This is a genomic window from Antarcticimicrobium sediminis, assembly GCF_004348975.1.
GTDB lineage: Bacteria > Pseudomonadota > Alphaproteobacteria > Rhodobacterales > Rhodobacteraceae > Antarcticimicrobium > Antarcticimicrobium sediminis.
In genome coordinates, this window is record NZ_SMFP01000009.1 from 1 (window position 1) to 15,749 (window position 15,749).

Sequence of the window (15,749 nt, forward strand, 5' to 3'; positions counted from 1 at the left end):
CTGGATCACAGCGGCACGGCCTTGTCGGACGGCAGCTATGCGGTGACGGCGCAGGCGCGCGATGCGGCCGGGAGCCTCTCGGGGCTGTCGTCGGAGTTCGCCCTGCGGGTGGACGGCGCGGTCCCCGGGGTGCCCGTGGTCACCGGCATTAGCGATGATACCGGGACGGCGGGCGACGGGGTGACCTCGGACGCCACGCTGGTGATCCGCGGCACGGGCGAGGCCGGGGCGCAGGTCGAGGTGTTCCTCGACGCGGCGTCGATTGGCACGGTGACGGTGGATGGCGCGGGCGACTGGAACCTGGATCACAGCGGCACGGCCTTGTCGGACGGCAGCTATGCGGTGACGGCGCAGGCGCGCGATGCGGCCGGGAGCCTCTCGGGGCTGTCGTCGGAGTTCGCCCTGCGGGTGGACGGCGCGGCGCCCGGGACGTTGAGCATCATCGGCACACCGACCGAAGATCAGATCCTCACCGCTGTTCCGACGCTTTCAGATGACGGCGGTTTCGGGCCGATTTCCTATCAGTGGATGCGCAACGGCACTACCATTACTGACGCTACCGCCAGCACCTATACCTTGGTCCAGGCAGATGTTGGCACTGCAATCACTCTAGTCGCTCACTATACCAACGAACTTGGCGCGCTGGAAACAATCACAAGTGCTGCCACCGCCGCCGTCACCAACCTCAATGATGCCCCCACCGGTGATCTGACCATCACTGGCACACCGGTCGAGGATGAGACCCTCACCGCTGGCAACACCCTGGCCGATGAGGATGGGCTCGGCCTCGTCGCCTACCAATGGCTGCGCGACGGTTCCGCGATCACCGGCGCAACGGCGGCCAGCTATACGCTGACCCAGGCCGATGTCGGCGCGGCGCTTTCCGTCACCGCCAGCTATACCGATGCGCAAGGCACGGCAGAGTCCGTAATCAGCGCAACGACCGATGCGGTGATCTGGGCCGACAAGATACTGTCGGGGACCAGCGGGGATGACTATCTACGGGGGCGCGGTGGCGCGGATCAGATCTTTGGTCTGGAAGGGGATGACGTCCTGATCGGCGGCTTCAACGACGACATTCTCTTCGGCGGCACGGGCGATGACACGCTGCACGGCTGGAGAGGTGACGACCGGCTTGTCGGCGTGCAGGGCAATGACCAAATCTTTGCCGGCAAGGGGGATGACATTCTGCGCGGCGGGGCGGACAACGACGCGCTGTTCGGTAGAAAGAACGATGACAGGCTTTTCGGAGGGCTGGGAGATGATCGCCTGAAAGGCGGCAAGGGCGATGATACCCTGACGGGTGGCAAGGGAGCTGATGTCTTTATCTTTGCGCGGACCTCGGGGGCAGATGTCATCACGGATTTCGGCAAGGGAGAGGACGTGATTGAAATCGTCAACGGCGCAGGGCGCCTCGGTCAGATTGAATTCGCACAGGTCGGGGACGATGTCGTTCTGCACTTTGCAGAAACAGAAATCACTGTTCTGAATACAACCATTGATGTGTTGCGGGACGCAGACCACTTCCTGTTCGTGTAGCAACTTCTGTAGTGGCCGTTCACTGTGCAAGGGCCTCTGACTTCTGGGCTTGCTGAGCGAGCGCGGTCTTCTTTCAGGCCTATTCATGCTGCGCTTTCCAGAGGGCGCTGGCCGGGATGGTGATCAGCGAAGCGGGTCCAAATCTGGGTCTCGCGCTCAAGTGCTCGCAGCTGCTATCTGGTTTTGCTGATCCGAATCGTTTGTTCTTTTTTCCCATGGGGTCGTCGGTTTCTCACACCTCCTTCTCCGGTGTCCATGCGCGAGCAAGAGCAAAATGTCTCCAGAGCCACAGTTACCGTCGCGTCGAAAAACCCTTGGCGCCCTTGTCTGCGGCGATCAAGAAGTTGCCGTATCTCTTCGGGGATGGCGGTGCTTGGTGAGCGCCGGGGGCTGAAAGTTCCGAGGCCAGGGGATGTGAATCCCGGAGGCAAACTGGGCCATGGAAACGGTCGAATTATCTGACCGTCGCGGAGTAAAAGTCCGCCATTCTGATGCCCGAGGCGGAAGCTGAGGGCCGGGAGATGTATTCTGTGGAACTTTCTAACCGGGTGCGCAGAGCGTGCCATGTTGAGGCTACCAGTGCAGCGAGAACCCCTGCATCGACGAGGCCGAGCGGTCGGCCGAGAAGGAAGAACAGTGCGATGATGCCGATTGGCAGGTAGAGAAAGGCGTAGACCGCCAGGGCATAAAGTTTCATAGGCATCTCACATCAAGGCGACATCGTCGCGGCTGGCAGAAAAGCGATTCATCGCCTTGGTATAGAACGCCGCAATGATCAGCATGATGACCACCAGCGCCACCGCCACTGCGGACCCGAAGGCCCAGTTGCGCGATTGCAGGAACAGATCGACCAGCGCGTTGCCGACAAAGAACACCTTGCCGCCGCCAAGGATCCCGGGGATCAGAAACTCGCCCATCAGCAGGATGAACACCAGCATGGACCCGGTCAGGACGACGGCCTGCGGCAGCAGCAACAGGGCCGCATACCAAAGCCCCGCCAGTGTCAGCAACAGAGCCCGCGCCCGGGATTGGGTCATGGCCATCGTCCGTTTCCTTTCAAAGACCGATCAGGCGGATTTAAAGCGCGCCATCAATTCGGTGCGGTTCGGGTCGGTCAGCGTCAGGCAACAGTCCAGAACGTGCATCCCGCATCGCATGGTGTATGATCTGCGCCATGCTTGACCTCCACACCCACTTCCCCCCCATGACCACCCGCACCCATGAGGTGTGCGGGCCGTCGGCATCGGCGTTTGCCTTTGCGCTTGGGGCGCGCTTGGGGGGGGCGGTGCTTTGGGTGCGTGAGGCATGGCTTGGGGACCAGATCAACCCCATGGGCTTTGCCTCCTATATGGACCCGCAAAATGTCCTCGTGGCGCTTGCGCCCAGTCACATCGATGTCCTTGCCGCCGCCGAAGAGGCTTTGCGTTCAGGCAGCGTCACCTTGGTCGTGCTGGAGCTCACGCAGCCGATTGGCCTTACGGAAGGGCGGCGTCTGCAACTGGCCGCGCAACAGGGCAAGTCCACCGGGGTGTGTCTCATCCCCGAAGGCATGGGCAGCAATGCCGCGCAGACCCGTTGGCGCTGCACCCCCGTTTTTGATGCCGATCCCCATGCGCCGGACTCGACTCTGCAGCGGTGGGAAATTATAAAGAACAAATCAGGAACATTAACAGCGTGGACTGTGAAGTGGGATGCGCAAACGCGTCGTATCAATGTGGTTTCCTCGGTTGCCCAGTGACAGGGTTCTGCGCGCCTGTGCGATCGGGGCCGCAGGCGACAGCCGCCCCTTTGTTCTCACGCATCACGAAAAGAACACCGATCGCATCTATTGCCTGAACCGCGCCGCCGAGGCCCGGGGCCTGCATCGCGGTATGGGGGTTTCTGATGCGCGGGCCTATTGCCCCGACATGCAAAGCCGCCCCGCCACCCCGCAGGCAGATGCGCGGTTTTTGCAGATGCTCGCACGGTGGAGCAAGCGCTACTGTCCCTGGGTGGGGTTGGATGGCACTGACGGGCTGATGCTCAACATCGCGGGGGCGGAGCATCTGTTCAATGGCGAGGCGGCGATGCTTGACGATATGCGTCACCGTCTTGAGCGCGCCGGGTTGAGCGTTCAGATCGCGGCGGCGGAGACACGTGGCGCGGCTTGGGCCTTGACCCACTACGGTGCGACCACCCGCGCCAGCGAAGGTCTGACATCCTTGCCGGTTGCGGCCTTGCGGCTGGATGCCAAATCCGACACCGCGCTTCAACGGCTCGGTCTGCGCACCATTGGGGATCTCATGGCCTTGCCCCGCGCCACGATCGCCCGCCGCTTTGGCCCCGATGTTACGCTGCGCCTTGATCAGGCCATGGGCGCGCGGGATGAGGTGATTTCTCCGCTCACGGAGCCGCCGCACTACGGGGTGCGCATGACGCTGCCCGAACCGATTGGTCTGAGCGGCGATGTGATGGCGGGCACCGCGCGGCTGTTGGAGCGGCTCTGTGCCAAACTCAAAGATCAGGACATGGGCGCGCGGCGTCTGCAGTTGAGCCTGCGCCTGGTGGACCAAGGCACCCAGCAAATCGAGCTGCGCCTTGCCGCCCCGATGCGCGACGCCACGCGAATTTTGCCGCTGTTTGAGCGCGGTGTCGGTGCCGTCGATGCCGGCTTTGGTATTGATCACCTGCGCCTTGAGGCCACGCAAGTCGAGCGCTTGCTGCAGACACAAATCACCTCCGCCACACCCTCGCGGAGCGACGGGTTGGAGGATCTCATCACGCGTCTGGGCAACCGTATCGGGTTGGAGAACATCCAACGGTTTCTGCCTGCCGACAGCCACATCCCCGAGCGCAGCTTTCAGATTGCCCCGGCCGCCTATAGCACCGCGCAGGGGCCGTGGGTGACATTGCGCCCGCGCCCTTTGCGTCTGTTTGCCCCCGAAGCCATCACCGCGACAGGCCCGCGCCCGCCACGCCACTTTCGATGGCGGCGCATGGCTTTGACCACGCGGCGGTCCACGGGGCCGGAACGCATCGCGCCCGAATGGTGGTTGCCCGACGACAATTGGCGCTCTGGCCTGCGCGATTATTGGAAGCTGGACACCGCGCAGGGGCGGCGTTTGTGGGTGTTTTACACGCCACAAAATCCCGGTTGGTTTGTGCAGGGAGAGTTCGCATGACCACGCGCAATCCCTCGCTTGATCCGGGCTATGCCGAACTTTGCGTCACGTCGAACTTCACCTTTCTGCGCGGCGCGTCGCACCCCGAGGAATTGATCACACGGGCGGCGGCCCTTGGGTTGGCGGGGGTGGCGCTTACCGACCACAATTCGCTCGCGGGGGTGGTGCGGGCCTATTCGGCGCTCAAGGAATTGCGACGCGAGTTGGGGGAGACCGTGCCGCTGCCCAAGCTGATCGTAGGCGCGCGGCTTATCCTGCGCGACAGCGACACCCATTGGATCGCCCTGCCGCAAGACCGCGCGGGCTATGCCCGGCTGACCCGGCTTTTGACCCTTGGCAAACGGCGCGCGCCCAAGGGCGCGTGTTATCTGGACCTGCACGATCTTCAGCAGGGCTGCGCAGGCATGACCCTGATCGCCCTGCCGCAAACGACAGTGCACGGCAGCAAGGCGGATATCCTCGCGCTCAAGAAATGCTTTCCCGCGCATGTCTTCTTGGGCGCGGCCCCGCGCTATGACGGCAGCGATCAGCACTACTTTGACGCCTGCGCCAGCCTTGCGCAGCGCACCGCGGCCCCGATGGTGGCCGTGGGGGACGTCCTTATGCATCACGCCGCGCGTCGCCAATTGGCGGATGTGCTGACCTGTATGCGCAACCACATCACCATCGACGACATCGGCACACGCGCGCTGCCCAACGCCGAGCGCCGCCTGAAAGGCGAGGCCGACATGCAGCGGCTGTTTTCCCGTCATCCCGCCGCCCTGCGCCGCACGGTTGAGATCGCGGCCAGATCAAGCTTTTGCCTAAGTGAGTTAAGCTTTGAATACCCCGACGAGATCGCGGGGGATGAGCCGCCGCAAGACCGTCTGGCGCGACTGGCCCGCGCGGGCCTTGCAACCCGCTATCCAAACGGGGCACCCGATAGCGCTATCGCGCAGATGACCAAGGAACTGGCCTTGGTCAAATTGCTCAACTTTCCCGCCTATTTCCTCACGGTGCATGACATCGTGCAATTCGCCCGCGGGCAGGGGATCTTGTGCCAGGGGCGCGGGTCTGCCGCCAATTCGATCCTGTGCTATCTCCTTGGCATCACCGATGTCAGCCCGGAGACCATCACCATGGTGGTGGAGCGGTTCGTGTCCGAGCATCGCGGCGAGCCGCCCGATATCGACGTCGACTTTGAGCATGAGCGCCGCGAAGAGGTCATTCAGCATATCTACGCCAAATATGGCCGTCACCGGGCTGGGCTTTGTGCCACGGTGATCCATTTTCGCACGCGCGCCGCGATCAGCGAGGTGGGCAAGGTCATGGGGCTGTCGCAGGACGTCACCGCCAATCTGTCAGGGCAGATTTGGGGCTCGGGCAATGGCGGCGCGGACCCTGAGCGAGTCAAAGAGCTTGGCCTTGATATGTCTGATCCGCGTCTGGCGCTGACCATCAAGTTGATCGGCGAGATCATCGGCTTTCCCCGTCATCTGAGCCAACATGTCGGCGGTTTTATCATCACCAAGGATCGATTGGATGATCTGTGCCCGATCGAGAATGCCGCCATGGAGGATCGCACCATCATCGAGTGGGACAAGGACGACATCGACGCGCTCGGCATTCTCAAGGTCGACATTCTGTCCCTCGGCATGTTGACCTGCATCCGCAAAAGCTTTGATCTGATCGCGCAACACGGCGGCCCGCGCTACAGCATCGCGACCGTGCCGCAAGCGGATACGCCAACCTTTGATATGCTCTGTGTCGCCGATGCCATCGGGGTGTTTCAGGTCGAGAGCCGCGCACAGATGAACTTTCTGCCACGGATGAAACCCCGCACGTTCTACGACCTGGTGATCGAGGTGGCCATCGTGCGCCCCGGACCGATCCAAGGCGGCATGGTGCATCCCTATATCAATCGCAGGCAGGGCAAGGAGGCGGTGTCGTTCCCCTCTGCGGCGCTTGAAAAGGTGCTTGGCAAAACCCTTGGTGTGCCGCTTTTTCAAGAGCAGGCCATGCAGATCGCAGTGGTCGCTGCGGGGTTTTCACCCTCCGAGGCAGACAGGCTGCGCCGGTCGATGGCGACGTTTCGGCGGATGGGCACGATCGGCCAGTTGCGCGACAAATTCATCAGCGGCATGGTGGAGCGCGGCTATGACCGCGCCTTTTCCGAGAGCTGCTTTTCCCAGATCGAGGGCTTTGGCGAATACGGGTTTCCCGAAAGCCATGCCGCCGCCTTTGCCATGCTTGCCTATGTCTCGGCATGGCTGAAACGTCACCATCCCGCCGCCTTTGCCTGTGCGTTGCTGAACGCGCAGCCGATGGGGTTTTACGCCCCCGCCCAGATTGTCCGCGACGCCCGCGAACATCAGATCGAGGTGCGCCCGATCTGCGTGAATGCCAGTGAATGGGACAACACATTGGTGCGCCGCTCGGATGGCCGTTTGGCCCTGCGTCTTGGATTTCGCCAGATCAAAGGCTTTCGCGAGGAAGATGCTGCATGGATCGTGGCGGCGCGGGGCAATGGCTATCCCGACCCCGAGGCGCTGTGGCTGCGTGCGGGGATTGGCCCCGCCGTGTTGGAGCGTTTGGCCGAAGCCGACGCCTATACCGGTCTGGGGCTGGGGCGCCGGGATGCGCTTTGGGCGGTCAAGGCGATCAAGGGCAACGCGCCCTTGCCGTTGTTCAATGATCCGATCGAGGGCGAGGGCATCCGGGAACCTGCCGTCGATCTTCCCGCGATGCATCTGGGCGAAGAGGTGGTCGAGGATTACGTCGCCATGCGGCTCTCGCTCAAAGCGCACCCGATGGAGCTTTTGCGCCCCCAGATGGCCGGGCTGACGCCTCACGCCGCGCTGCCTGACGTGTCTTTGGGGCGGGGGGCAGGGGGGCAGGGTTCTGGGGCGCGGATTTCGGTCTGCGGCCTGGTCATCACCCGCCAACGTCCCGGCACGGCCTCGGGCGTGGTCTTCCTGACGCTTGAGGATGAAACCGGCGTCTCGAACGTGGTGGTCTGGCCCAAGATTTACAAAAAATTCCGCCGCGCGGTCATGGGCGGGCGGTTGTTGCGCGTCACCGGCACAGTACAACGCGAAGGCATTATCGTACATATCATCGCGCAGAGCGTCGAGGACGTGTCGCACGCCCTTAGCGATCTCGGCCACCCGATGGATGACGCCGTGGGCCTCACGGTCCCGCAAGCCGACGACGCCCCCAGATCACGGCCACAACCCCGCGCCATGCACCCGCGAGATCAGGCCAAGCGATTGTTCCCGAGCCGCGATTTCCACTGACGCGCGTTTGGGCGCCTTGGTGGGCGATAGGTGAACCGCGCTTCTTGTCGGATTCAGGGCGGGGCGCCCTCACCACTTTTTGCCACGCCCCGAACGCTATTGTGCTTCCCCAAGATGTGAGGTCATCGTACCAAGAGCCCATGCTGATCTTCATCGTCCTTTTGCTTCTCGGCGCGGGTGCTCTTGGTTTTCGTTTCTGGTCGAGACGACGGGCCCGCGCGCGGCTTTTGGCCTCGGCGCTGTCTGCCGATCAACGAGGCATCGTCGAAACATCGGTTCCTCTGCTGCGAAAACTTCCGACCGACTTGCGCGAGAAGCTCGAAGGCAAGATCAACGTCTTTCTGGACCAGATCGAATTCGTCGGGTGCAACGGGCTGGAGGTGACTGAAGAGATGCGGCTGTCGATTGCGGCGCAAGCCTGCCTTCTCGTCGCGAATACCGACACCTGGTACGAGAACCTTCACACCATTCTAGTCTATCCAAGCGCCTTCAAATCGAAAACAAAAAGACACAACGGCTATGTCGTGACCGAGGGCGAAACGGTGCGCGTGGGCGAAAGCTGGCCGCGCGGCCCTGTGGTTCTGTCCTGGGCGGATGCGGAACACGGCGCCAGCGACCCCAAAGACGGTCACAACGTCGTCTTCCATGAATTCGCGCATCAAATCGACGACTTGTCAGGCCATACAGACGGGGTTCCGGTCCTGAACATGGATCAAAGTTTTGCAGCTTGGGAGCGTGTCTTTGTCAGTGCGTTCAAAAGACACGTTCGAAATGTCGATAACGGACACAAGACAGCATTTGACGCTTACGGCACGGTTGGACCTGAAGAGTTCTTTGCGGTCGCGGTCGAGGTGTTTTTCGAACGACCGGCATTCCTCAAGCACGAAGAGGCCGCGGTTTACCAGCAGTTGGTAAGCCTGTTCCGGCTTGATCCGTCAAGTTGGGCGTAGATTTTCCAAGTTGAACGGTGGGGGGGCGAACACCCGGCACACTCCTGGCGTTCATACAAATTGCAGCATAAACTGACCCCGTTGACCCATGTGCGAGACAAAGCCGATTTTGCGATAGGTCAGTGTTTGATCGTGGAACAATCTATCGTTGCTCGAGCGACCAAGCCAGCCTGTATGGGGCGCCGCAGGACCGCTTGCCGCGATCACGAAATCTCTGCATTCTATCTGCATAATTTCATGTCATAATATTGATATGAACCTTATTCGTAAGTCCTTGTTCGCCAAGATATTCGCGGCCATCGGGGCGACCGCTGTTCTGGTCGTCATGGTGATGGCGTTGATGGTCGCGTTTTCGATGCGCGAGGGGTTCTCGCAGTATCTGCTCAAAGGGGAACTGGCGCGGTTCGATGATTTGGCGGCCGCCTTGGTTGCCGAGAAAGACGGCGGCTGGCCCGATTTTGTCGGCGATCCAAGGCGGTGGAGTGATTTTGTGCATGCACATGTTACGCCCGCCAATTTGGATTTTGGCTTGCCCCTCGGTCCACCTCCCGGACCGATGTTGGGGCGGCGGCCCCCGCCGGGCCCCCGCGGCGGCCACATGCGGCTTGAAGATCGGCTCGTTTTGCTTGACGCGACTGGCGTCCAGATTGCGGGGCCGGTTGAACGGTCTGCACGGTTTGAAAGCCGTCCCATCTGCGCAGACAAAGGGTGTACCGGCGCGGGGCTGCTGGGATACATCGGATTGTACGCGCCCATAAATTCGGAAAATGCAAGCAGCACCTTTTTCCTGCGCGGTCAGTATCTCTCTCTTTTCTTGTCCGCCTTGATTGCTATCGGCATTTCTGCGGTAGCGGCTTACGGGGTTGCGCGCCAGTTGCTGGTGCCGATCCGGCGGTTGGAGACCGGCGCCAAAACCCTCGCGTCGGGCAATTACGCATCAAGGATCAAGCAGGACCGCACCGACGAATTGGGGCAGTTGATCGGCCACTACAACACCTTGGCCGCGACGCTGGAACAGACGGCCAAGGCCGAGCGGGAATGGGTTTCAAACACCAGCCATGAGTTGCAGACACCCCTCGCGGTGCTGCGTGCCCAGATCGAAGCGCTTCAGGACGGAATCCGCCAGCCGGATGACAAGACACTGACCGAAATGCATGCGGCCCTCATGCGGCTGTCGCGCCTCGTGCAGGATCTCAAAACCCTGTCTTATGCACGCGAGGCCGAGTTGGCGCCGGAGCGTTCTTTGGAAAACCTGTCGCAGATTGCCCGACAGTCCGCCGAGACGGCGCGATCGAAGTTGGCGGCAAAAGGAATTGATCTGGAGCTTGATCTGCCGCCACAGATGCGGGTTGCCTGCGACCGGGGGCAGATCGGACAGGTCATTGATAACCTGCTTGAGAATGCGTGCAGATATACGGATGCGCCGGGCCGGGTGCGTCTGAGCCTGCATCTGGATAAGGGGTTCGCACGCCTCACCGTCGATGATACCCCGCCCACACCGCCTGACGCCGATCTGCCGCGGTTGTTTGACCGCTTTTACCGCGTCGAAGGCTCAAGATCGCGGGCATATGGCGGGTCCGGATTGGGGCTTTCGGTCTGCAAGACCATAATCGAGGCGCATGGCGGTACCATCTCTGCCGGACGATCTGATATGGGCGGGTTGCAAATTGCCATACGCCTGCCGAAGGGGGTTGCATGACTGCGGCGCGCATATTGATTGTGGAAGATGAAATCACGCTTGCCGAAGTCGTGCGCGACTACCTGATCGCGGCGGGCATGGGGGTCGACATGCTTGCCGAAGGCACAGGTGCCGTCGAGATGGCGCATGCGCAACACTATGACTTGGTAATCCTCGACCTGATGCTGCCTGGGGTGGACGGTTTGACGATTTGCCGCGAGCTGCGCCGGATATCAGACGTGCCGATCATCATGACAACCGCCAAGGTAGAAGAGATCGACCGCTTGCTCGGGCTTGAACTGGGCGCGGACGACTACATGTGCAAACCCTATTCCCCGCGCGAGCTGGTTGCCCGGATAAGAGCGGTATTGCGACGACGGCCCGCTGGGGGGCAAGCCGATCTGTCCAAGACCGACGCCCGGTTGAAAATCGATCCCGACAAATGGCAGGCGACAATCGATGGTGCCCAGCTTGACCTGACGCGGCGGGAATTCGCGTTGCTGCAATCGCTTGTCGCGCGTCCGGGCCGCGTGTTTTCGCGCGATCAACTGCTGTCGCTGGCCTTTCCCGATGACACCGAGGTGTTCGATCGAACGGTCGATAGCCACATCCGCAACATGCGTCGAAAAATTGCATTGGTCAGCACGTGGGACCCGATCCGCTCCGTTTATGGCGTGGGGTATGCCTATGACGGCTAAGCGGTCACATACTTTTCCCGTCTGGGTATTGAGCTAAAAATGGGACAGCGGGGGTTTTTCCGCCGCCTGCATTCTCGCTGCATAATTGCTGCAAACGCACTCCTCAAAGAACGTGGAAAATCGTCTTGTGAATGGCGAATCAACGCCAATACAGGAGACGATGATGTTTATTGAGAAGTTCAGATCGATCCGTGCGCAGTCTGCTGCCAACCGCAAAATTCCCATCTACAGATCGACGGCCCCCCGCATCAAGGGCAATAAAAATGCCCTTCTTGTGCTGACCTTGGGGGCAATTTTCATAGGCGTTCTCAACATTTCGGGCGTCCGCGCCGAGGGGGATTCTGCGGTGGATCAAGGCATCATGCTTGCCCAATCCGCCCCGTCCGAACAGGGGGCGCGCGGCAATCGCCCGCCACGCGAAGCCCTTGACGCGTGCAAGTCTGCAAAGTCGCAATCGGCCTGTTCGTTCAAAGATCGCGACGGCGGTGCGGTGCAAGGCAAATGCATGTCCCCCAAGTCTGATGTGCCTTTGGCCTGCGTTCCCGCAGACGGGCCGAAAAAGGGCTAATCCGCGTCCCCGGTTAGAGGTTTGCAAACACCTCGAAAGGCAAGCTCGTGGGTCCCCTCATAGAGTCGCCCGTGGATCTGTTTGCCTCGACCATCGTCTTTTCGCTGGCCGAGACCCGCCTTCTTTGATGGACACGGTGACCCACCACAGCCCGGTGAAAGCGCGTCCGGAAATGCCTCTCGGTATTGTCGAAGGGGACACACCGGACGCGCCATTTCAGGCCTGATGCAATCCGCAGGCAAAAGATACCGCCGGGCAAATCCAATTGCCCGGCTTGGATCGGAAAACCACAATGACCGAACGAGATAAAACCTCTGGCAGTCTTGGGCGGCGACACTTTCTGCTGGGCCTCGGGGCAAGTACGCTTATGGCCTGCACTGGCGGCGCTCCATCGTCCTCCCTGCTGAGCGCAACCCCGAAGACAGATCCGCTGTCGCGGTTTCGCCTGTTTGCCGATGATCCGTCAGAAAAATGGCAGCAACATCTGGGCAGACCCCAATCCTCTGGCGGACCCAACGTGCTCGCGCTGTCCGGCGGCGGCGAGGATGGGGCCTTTGGCGCCGGGGCGCTTGTCGGCTGGTCCGTGCGCGGTGACAGACCCGATTTCGACTTGGTGACGGGGGTCTCCACCGGGGCGCTGATCGCCCCGTTCGCATTTCTGGGGCCGGATCATGACGATGATCTCCGACGGATTTTCACGGAACATGATGCAAGTGATATTATGCGCATGCGGCCTTTGCAGGCGGTTTTCAGTGACGCGCTTTACGACACAACGCCTCTTGTCGAACTGATCCTGGACTATACGCCGCCCTCGTTCTTGCGGGCCATTGCGGATCGGCACGCAGCGGGCAACAGCCTCTTTATCGTGACGTCAGAGCTTGAGTCCGCGCGGGCCTCGGTCTGGGATATGGGGGCCATTGCCGAAGCTGGATATTACGATCTGTTTCGCAGCATCCTGCGCGCGTCTGCCGCGCTCCCCGGGCTCTTTCCGCCGGTCAATCTGAGGTATGTCTCGAACGGGCAGACCTATACCGAAACGCACATCGACGGTGGCGTTCATATGCAGTTTCTCGCCGTTCCGAGTTTTGCCTTCACGACCCCCAATGAAAAGCTGGAGGGGGGGCGCATTTTTCTGCTGATCAACAACACGCTCAACCCCGCCCCTGTGACCGTAGCACGATCCGCCCTGAGTATTTCGCAGCAAGCCCTCACGACAACGGGGCGGGCAAACGCCCTGCTTGCCGTGAACGCGACACAACTGTTCGCGCGCGAAAATGGGTTGCAGTGTTCAGTCACGTCGATCAATCCGAATTCCGGTATCGTCTATGATCCATCGAAACGTTTTTCGTCTGTCTATATGAACGCGCTTTATCGACACGGGTACCGGCGCGCGGTTGATGGTACACTTTGGACGCAAAATCGCTGATTTGTAAAACCCATCGCGGTGACCTCTCAACTTGCGTGCGGCAGCGAGCGCGCGTGCCATCTGAGGCTTGCACCGGCCCCACGATAGCCGCACACGACCCCAAGTGTGCTCAGGTCCGTTCACCATCAAATACAGGTCGCATCAGCGGCGTTTGCCGCGCGTCTTCAGGATCTTGTTGCCGCGGGGGCCTGTTTCGACCGGGGTATTGGTTCGGTTTTCTTCCAAAAGTTTGCGCCACCGATCAAGGCGCGCCGGATCAAGCGTTCCGGCTGCGATCGCGGCCTGAACCGCACAGCCCGGCTCGTGGTCATGGGTGCAATCGCTGAAGCGGCAAGCGGGCGCAAGTTCAGAGATCTCGGCAAACACCATGTCGAGCCCGTCCGAAATGTTGCTGACATGCAGGGTGCGCATTCCCGGCGTGTCGATCACCATTCCTCCGCCCTTGATCGCATGGAGCGAGCGTGACGTGGTCGTGTGGCGCCCTTTGGCATCGTCCTCGCGAATGCCTCCCGTCGCCTGTGCGTCCTCGGGCGATTTGGACGACAGCGTATTCAAAAGCGTTGATTTTCCCACCCCGGATGATCCGACAAGGGCAACCGTCTGTCCCGGGCCGCACCATGGCGCCAGTACCAGTGCCGCCTCCGGGGTCTTTGCATTGACCTGAACCACGTCCAACCCGCGTTGAAGCGCGGCTGCCTGCGCAACATAGGGGGCCGTATCCGCCGCCTGGTCGATCTTGGTCAGGACGATCACCGGTTTCGTTCCGGCCTCATTCGCAAGGGCCAGATAGCGTTCAAGCCGCGCAGGGTTGAAGTCGTCATTGCATGAGGTGACAACAAACAGCGTATCCACATTCGCCGCGATCAGTTGCTGGGGCCGCCCGCCTTCGGTGCGCCGCTGCAATAGCGTCTGCCTGTCGAGCCGCCGGACCAGTGTCTGCGTCTTGGGTTCTACCAAAACCCAATCCCCAACAGCAAAATCCGTCGTTTTGACGCTTGTCGGAAGGGTCAGCCGCACCGGGCCGGTTTCGGATTCAGCCGTCAGTCTGGAGCGATGGACGGTTGCAATGCGCATCCCGGCCAGACCGGCCTCGTCAGGGTCAAGCTGGTCGGCAAAAAACGGCGACCAGCCGAGGGTCGTCAAGGACGGGGATGCAGGATCTATTGAATGGCTCACCCCAACTTGCATGGCGACAACATCGGATTTGTGCAAGCCTTATTGCCGCGCGGCAGGTGCGCCCCCGAAAACCCGCTGCGTTGCAAAGACCGGATCGCCAGCCGCAGGGGGTGCTAAGCCGTTGCAGTTGATGACCTGATCGCGCTTGGGACACCCCTGCTGTCGAGACGGGCATTCCGGGCGAAACTTGCAACACCGCCGCGCATACACATGTATGTTACTGGCCTTGCAGGGAACCGGGCGTTAAATCGCAACCGGGGACTTGCCTAACCGAAACTAGGATAGGAGTGCGAATCCATGTTGACCAGACGCCACTTTATTGGGTCGACGGCGGCCTTGTTTTCAGCGCCGCTTGCCGTGTCGTCTGCGGCGGCCGCCACGACGGACAGGTCAAAGTGGAGCGCATGGGACGCGCGCATAACACCGGCAAATTATGATCCCGGGACGTCGAACCCCTGGGGGGTTCCGGACAGGTTCTTGCCCCGGCTCGTCGAAGCCAATCCGGGCCTGACGCCGGGGGACATTCATGTCGATGCCGTAGCGCGCTATCTCTATCATATCCGTAGCGATGGCACCGCGATGCGGTATGGCGTCGCCATTGCGCGCGGCGATCTGTACGAACCGGGCACGTATTCAATCCGGCGCAAGGCGAAGTGGCCAACATGGACACCGACGCCCGCGATGATCAAGCGCGACCCGCATTTATATGCGCAACACGAAGACGGGATGAACGCCGGGCCGTCAAACCCGCTTGGGTCACGCGCTTTCTATCTTTATGTCGGCAATCGCGACACCTACTTGCGTATCCACGGCACGCCCAGCCCAAGGTCGATTGGTGGCCGGGCGAGTTCTGGCTGTGTGCGGATGATCATGGCCCACATAAACGGTCTTTACGATCACGTGAACACCGGGGCCACGGCGTTTCTGTACCCGCCCGAAGAAATGGTTTCTGCGAAAAGCTGAGACGGCCAGCGCCGCCGTGCTGGCCGGCACACAGGCAAAAGCCTTGGCCGATTACTCCGCCACCGGCGCATCGCTGGCACGGGTGCAGATCGGGCTGCCTTCGACGGTTCGCAGTGGCAGGTACGTTGTTTCGACCGGGCCCGCATAACGATAGACATAGCACCCATCTGCCGGATCCACGCGCACAGCGGACAAGTTCTGGTTCGGGGCCGCGATCGCCCGAACGCCCTCTGGCAGCTCTCTGAGAATGCCATCTGCTGGAGAGCTGTTCGTGCCCTGGAAATCATCACAGGCAGCAATGAACAAGGCTGCGCA

The 15,749-nt window shown here is 61.2% G+C and carries 14 protein-coding genes and 1 pseudogene; 10 read left to right on the top strand and 5 right to left on the bottom strand.

Annotation, left to right across the window (positions count from 1 at the left end):
* Positions 1 to 1,539 (top strand): calcium-binding protein (locus E1B25_RS13750; protein ID WP_132830094.1); only part of this gene is annotated, 1,539 nt, incomplete at its 5' end.
* 454 nt (positions 1,540 to 1,993) lie between these two features.
* On the opposite strand, the gene E1B25_RS22560 is transcribed toward E1B25_RS13750, so the two are convergent.
* Together E1B25_RS22560 and E1B25_RS13760 are read right to left on the bottom strand one after the other, a co-directional pair.
* Positions 1,994 to 2,236, bottom strand: coding sequence for a hypothetical protein (locus E1B25_RS22560; protein ID WP_245510717.1), 243 nt, complete (start codon positions 2,234 to 2,236; stop codon positions 1,994 to 1,996).
* 7 nt (positions 2,237 to 2,243) lie between these two features.
* Positions 2,244 to 2,513, bottom strand: a pseudogene (locus E1B25_RS13760) (ABC transporter permease); the annotation flags it as partial.
* A 230-nt stretch (positions 2,514 to 2,743) separates the two neighbouring features.
* Between E1B25_RS13760 and E1B25_RS13765 the strand changes: the two are divergent.
* From E1B25_RS13765 to E1B25_RS13780, 4 genes are all read left to right on the top strand, one after another.
* Positions 2,744 to 3,277 (top strand): ImuA family protein, encoded by a 534-nt coding sequence (locus E1B25_RS13765; protein WP_245510719.1) that lies wholly within the window; start codon positions 2,744 to 2,746, stop codon positions 3,275 to 3,277.
* Complete coding sequence (locus tag E1B25_RS13770) at positions 3,252 to 4,700, top strand: Y-family DNA polymerase (RefSeq protein WP_132830095.1); 1,449 nt, start codon at positions 3,252 to 3,254, stop codon at positions 4,698 to 4,700. Before E1B25_RS13765 ends, E1B25_RS13770 begins: the two co-directional genes overlap by 26 nt.
* Positions 4,697 to 7,975: an error-prone DNA polymerase gene (locus tag E1B25_RS13775; protein WP_132830096.1), complete on the top strand. Its 3,279-nt coding sequence runs from the start codon at positions 4,697 to 4,699 to the stop codon at positions 7,973 to 7,975. Before E1B25_RS13770 ends, E1B25_RS13775 begins: the two co-directional genes overlap by 4 nt.
* 140 nt (positions 7,976 to 8,115) lie before the next feature.
* Positions 8,116 to 8,925: a M90 family metallopeptidase gene (locus tag E1B25_RS13780; RefSeq protein ID WP_132830097.1), complete on the top strand. Its 810-nt coding sequence runs from the start codon at positions 8,116 to 8,118 to the stop codon at positions 8,923 to 8,925.
* Positions 8,926 to 9,160: 235 nt separating this feature from the next.
* Here E1B25_RS13780 and E1B25_RS22155 read toward each other — a convergent pair whose 3' ends face one another.
* Positions 9,161 to 9,421, bottom strand: a complete 261-nt coding sequence (locus E1B25_RS22155; RefSeq protein WP_165937619.1) for a hypothetical protein — start codon at positions 9,419 to 9,421, stop codon at positions 9,161 to 9,163.
* Between the two features lie 318 nt (positions 9,422 to 9,739).
* Between E1B25_RS22155 and E1B25_RS22160 the strand changes: the two genes are divergently transcribed.
* The 4 genes from E1B25_RS22160 (at position 9,740) to E1B25_RS13800 (ending at position 13,295) form a co-directional block, all read left to right on the top strand.
* Positions 9,740 to 10,624 carry an ATP-binding protein gene (locus tag E1B25_RS22160; RefSeq protein ID WP_165937620.1) on the top strand — a complete coding sequence of 295 codons (885 nt, stop codon included), beginning with the start codon at positions 9,740 to 9,742 and terminating at the stop codon, positions 10,622 to 10,624.
* Entirely contained in the window at positions 10,621 to 11,301 is a 681-nt protein-coding gene (locus tag E1B25_RS13790) for a response regulator (RefSeq protein WP_132830099.1), read from the top strand. Before E1B25_RS22160 ends, E1B25_RS13790 begins: the two co-directional genes overlap by 4 nt.
* Before the next feature lie 163 nt (positions 11,302 to 11,464).
* Positions 11,465 to 11,869: a hypothetical protein gene (locus E1B25_RS13795; protein WP_132830100.1), complete on the top strand. Its 405-nt coding sequence runs from the start codon at positions 11,465 to 11,467 to the stop codon at positions 11,867 to 11,869.
* Positions 11,870 to 12,161: 292 nt separating this feature from the next.
* Positions 12,162 to 13,295: a patatin-like phospholipase family protein gene (locus E1B25_RS13800; RefSeq protein WP_132830101.1), complete on the top strand. Its 1,134-nt coding sequence runs from the start codon at positions 12,162 to 12,164 to the stop codon at positions 13,293 to 13,295.
* 141 nt (positions 13,296 to 13,436) lie between these two features.
* Here E1B25_RS13800 and rsgA read toward each other — a convergent pair whose 3' ends face one another.
* Positions 13,437 to 14,483, bottom strand: a complete 1,047-nt coding sequence (rsgA, locus tag E1B25_RS13805) for a ribosome small subunit-dependent GTPase A (protein WP_132830102.1) — start codon at positions 14,481 to 14,483, stop codon at positions 13,437 to 13,439.
* Between the two features lie 285 nt (positions 14,484 to 14,768).
* On the opposite strand from rsgA, the gene E1B25_RS13810 reads away from it, so the two are divergent.
* Positions 14,769 to 15,434 (top strand): L,D-transpeptidase, encoded by a 666-nt coding sequence (locus E1B25_RS13810; protein WP_132830103.1) that lies wholly within the window; start codon positions 14,769 to 14,771, stop codon positions 15,432 to 15,434.
* A 51-nt stretch (positions 15,435 to 15,485) separates the two neighbouring features.
* Here E1B25_RS13810 and E1B25_RS13815 read toward each other — a convergent pair whose 3' ends face one another.
* Entirely contained in the window at positions 15,486 to 15,740 is a 255-nt protein-coding gene (locus E1B25_RS13815; protein ID WP_342635598.1) for a hypothetical protein, read from the bottom strand.
* Between the last annotated feature and the right edge of the window lie 9 nt (positions 15,741 to 15,749).